The sequence below is a fragment of the Bacillota bacterium genome (assembly GCA_018818595.1).
Lineage (GTDB): Bacteria > Bacillota_I > Bacilli_A > Izemoplasmatales > Hujiaoplasmataceae > JAHIRM01.
Map to the genome: position 1 here is coordinate 1 of JAHIRM010000023.1, position 4,371 is coordinate 4,371.

Here is a 4,371-nt window from a genome sequence, read left to right on the forward strand (position 1 = left end):
CCTAATCTAAACTTGTTAATATGAGATCTCCCGTCATTTTTAATAATAAAGATTATGAATACTTCCGCTGTTTCGTCTATCCTGCCAAATACTCTGTTATCTCCAGAAGTCATAGCTCTTGTTACAATGCAATCACGTAAATTATCTGTAAGCACTTGGTAATATATGGTTTGATCTTTCTCAAAAGAATTTTGACGATACTCTGTTCCTATTGAAAATTGAATGCTAAGATTTGGTTTTTGGTATTCCAACCATAAATAGTTTATTACAAAACCAAAGGTAATCGTGAAGATGGCAGTAATGATAAATTTAAGTACTGAACGACCGCGTGGTTTTTTATTTCGTTTTCTATTTCCTTTTAAAACTGTATTTTTCTGAGACTCATCTTTAGGTGAAATATCTGTGCTAGATGTTGTATGAAATTGCATAGATTTTAATGTTTTTGTGTTCTATTCAGATTTCTTTATTTGCGGTATTTTTTCAATCTCAACTGCCCCGTTACTGCTTCGGCAGTCAGGAATTCCGCTCAGCGGGGCCTAGGGTATTACTATGGTTGTCTGTCATGTTGTTAAATAATTTATTAAATGGTTTTTATATTCTTGTTTAGTTTTTAGAGAATAAGCATAATGCCTGTATAATGGAATTAGAGGACGCCCCAATTGATTAGCATTGGAAGGAACTGGTACTATTTCTTTTGTTTCATATAATTCCTTTGCCGTAAATCGTTTTTGATTTTGATTAAGCAATACTTTATAGAGCAATTCAGAGGTTAAAAATACAGGCTGTTGTTTACTTGGATCAATGCTATCAAATTCTTTTTTCCTTTCTTCAATGAATGCATTAGCAATCTTGTTCCATTCCTTATTTTTTGCTGTTTCTTTCTCCTGATAAGAGGTAACTAGATTTTGTACATATATATCATTCAGATTCAAATCCAATTCTTTGAGATTAGCTAATATGCCGGCAAAATAACGACCATCGCCTCCTATATCAAATACATACTCAAATTCCAATCTGTTTTTGTTTTTATCAAATCCAGTAGGGTCACAACCTAAAACAAAGGCCTTGACGTTGTTTTTATAAATGCGATAAGGTTTAGGTGTTTTCATAATATAAGTTTATAAACAATGATTTTAATTCGATTTATTATTTGAACAAAGTAATCGAAAGCAAGGATTTGAATTTTGTCTAGTTTGTTCATAGTCTATTTAAGTTCATAGCGATTGTTTCTTTTAGTTTGGTATCAAGTTCATTGAAATTCATTAATGTCCAAAATGGTATTTCCATTGCGGTAACATTTATTGTTTCATTTCCATCAAATCCTGAACTAATTACAAAACTGTCAGGCATTTTAGTTTCTTCTGAAAGGTTTGGATATACTAAAACAATATCGGTACACCCTCTCTTAAATGCGTAACTCACCATTTGATATAGGTCTGGCTGGGATATTCCTTTTTTGATGTCGTTTTTATAATTTATATCACGAAGCTTATATTTAGTGTCAATTATGATTTTGCGTTTTGTTTCATTTTTGGCGGTTAAGAATATATCATGCTGCATATTGAAGACCTTTTTCCCTTCACTATTTAAAGCTAAAAACCTATCAGATTTTTGATAGTGTACATGCCAATCATCTGAGAACCAAGTTTTCAGAAAACCAGCAAGAAAGTCTTCAAATATATACTCCATTGGAAAAAGCAAACACCATTGTGAAAGGTCATAAGTGTTACTTGAGTATAATTGCTGGCTCAGAATTAGTTTACAACTATCTAATATAAATAAATAATCCTCGAAGAAGGAATTAATAGTTATGCTCTCAATATCATTTATAGTGCAAGGGAAATCATCCACTTCATCCAAAATAAAAATGACTTCTTGCAATATTCTTTGGTTTTCGTGAAATTTTGTTAGGTTTAAAAGTAGGCGCGAACAATATTTAATAGCACGATTTACCTTATTGTCAAAAAGAAATGGTTCATAATCACATTCTACACGATTATAATTTCCATATGACAAACTCTTTGCCGCATATCTCTTAAAATTAATAGAGCCTCTTGGTGTTTGCATTGCTTCTTCAATCTCCTGATACATTGTCAGAGGATGTGATGATATAGTTTCAAGAAACTGATTTGAGATTAAATTGATGATTAGCTCAGGAAACTCATCTATGTCAGTTTTATCAATTGAAGCTTGATTAACAGGGAAACGCCATTTTCGACAATATCGAAACCAATAAAAAATATGGCGGAGCATCAATTTTTTATATTCTACGGAATCCTTAATGTTTCGAAATACTTTTGGAAATATCTCAATTACATCATCCCCATTTTGGATAAATCCTACATAATTCTTAGCTCTAATTTGATTTCCATCAAATTGTAAAAATGGTTGGTAACGATTATCTTTAACATCTTCATCCTGAACCATTTCTTCTTCATCGAAAAGACGCTTTTGCCAGATCTCTTGAAGAGTCCTTTTTAGAGTACCTCTATTGGAGATATTCTCCCAATTTCCATATTCATACAATGTAATCATACTATGACTTAGAAATATTCCAAGAATATGTTATTGTGTCATAGTCTATGTTCCAACCTGAACCTTCAAATATACTTTTTACAATTTCTGTTTTACCAGAGAAGTACTCCATGAGTAGTGGGATGATTTTGGTATTTAACACTTTTTCAATGGGTTGGTTCTTCATAAAATAAGCATGACCTATGAGATAATCAGCTGACTTTTTTTTATCAAATATAGATTTATTGATGGCTTTTAATAGATTAATAGACTCAATGTCATAGTCCTTATACAAAGGATAATAACCAATAAATTCAAATCGCCTACGTAGCGCAATGTCAATTAAAGCAATTGATTTATCCGCTGTGTTCATAGTACCAATTATGTATAGATTCGGTGGCACCCCAAAATCCTTCTCACCATTCGGCAATGTTATCTTGAGCTCATTTTCTTCTCCTAGCCTTTTATCATCTTCAAGTAAAGTAATTAACTCACCAAATACTTTTGAAATATTTGCCCTATTGATTTCATCAATCACAAGTACATAATTATTTAATTTTACGGCTTCACTTTCAGGTTCCAGGGTAGAGGAGAATTCTTTAAGTTTCTCTACCAGTGGATAGTAGTAAACTCCTAGGCCTTGATCTCCATAATCTAAAGTACCTTCATAGATAGCTTGTAAATTTTTAAATAATAAATCATGTCCTGTTCCACCACTTTGTTTTGTGAATTTTATTCTTCCATCTTCTACATCAATACCGGTTATTTTAAATTTATACCCTTTGCTTTTCATTTGGATTTCAACTTCTGCAACTTCCTCGTCAATAAGTTTTTGGAAAAAACTATTAAAGACATAATTGAAATCGATTTCTTTAAACATTTTGTTTGTAGCAGCTAACCAATTTTTTTTGGCTCGATCAACCATAACCTTAAAAATTCCTTCTCTCTTCATAAAGCTAAGATTACCTGAAGTAATATCTGGAATTATTCCGACCATGAAATCTTCGTAGGTGTAATTCTGATGGAAAGTAACAAATTCAATTTGACCTTCTTTTCTAAGACGGTCAAATTCTATTTTATTTTGAGTATGATCACCTGATAAGTTACCTGAAATTGCTACTGCTTGATCAATGCTATTATATGTTTTACCTGTACCTGGAGGGCCATATAGAATTTGATTTAATGAATGAGAATTTACTTGATCATCTACATCTGTGCCATTACTATCGTCGGTCATTCTTAATTTTTCTCTGGCTTTTTCTCTAATAATTGCCCATTCCAGTAATGAATTTATGATGTCATTAAAATCAGGTTTATTGACAGGAAATTTACAGATAATATCTTCTTTTGAAAATCCAGAAGCATACATCGCTTTCTTTACTAATTCATTTTTTATTCGAACTTTAACTGTCATCACAAAATTCTCATAAATGATAGCGTATTCGTTATTTATTTTATAGTTGCTGTCAGAAAGCTGAAAATTAATGTGCTGAGAATGATTATGAATTGCTTCAATTACAATATATAAACTGGTCTGTTCAATTACAGGTCTAATAATATAGGATTTATTGCCTAAGTCAAATCTATAGCCGTTATGTTTTAAACTGTCCCACTTACCTCCTGGAGTATTGTAAGCAATGTCAGTTACTCCAATATAGTTCCAATCCTGTATTTTTGTTTCTTTATTTAAGTTTTTAAGGAAACCTTGTAATTGTATAATAAATTCTTTTTTATCCATACCTTTATTGATTAATAGACATTCAAAACCGGTTAATTCTTTGAAACCTTTTCTGTTTTGTTCAATACTTTGGAAATCTTGGGAAGTTAAATTGATACCCTTTAGCTTGGCAGCTTCAG

4 protein-coding genes are annotated in these 4,371 nt (G+C 31.5%); all 4 read right to left on the minus strand.

The window, feature by feature from the left end; translation table 11 throughout:
- A partial coding sequence (locus KJ971_04705; protein MBU1145139.1) for a hypothetical protein occupies nt 1-428 on the minus strand: 428 nt, incomplete at its 3' end.
- Nucleotides 429-560: 132 nt separating this feature from the next.
- Complete coding sequence (locus tag KJ971_04710) at nt 561-1,109, minus strand: hypothetical protein (protein ID MBU1145140.1); 549 nt, start codon at nt 1,107-1,109, stop codon at nt 561-563.
- An 88-nt stretch (nt 1,110-1,197) separates the two neighbouring features.
- Nucleotides 1,198-2,535 carry a restriction endonuclease gene (locus KJ971_04715; GenBank protein MBU1145141.1) on the minus strand — a complete coding sequence of 446 codons (1,338 nt, stop codon included), beginning with the start codon at nt 2,533-2,535 and terminating at the stop codon, nt 1,198-1,200.
- Nucleotide 2,536: 1 nt separating this feature from the next.
- Nucleotides 2,537-4,371 (minus strand): AAA family ATPase (locus tag KJ971_04720; protein ID MBU1145142.1); only part of this gene is annotated, 1,835 nt, incomplete at its 5' end.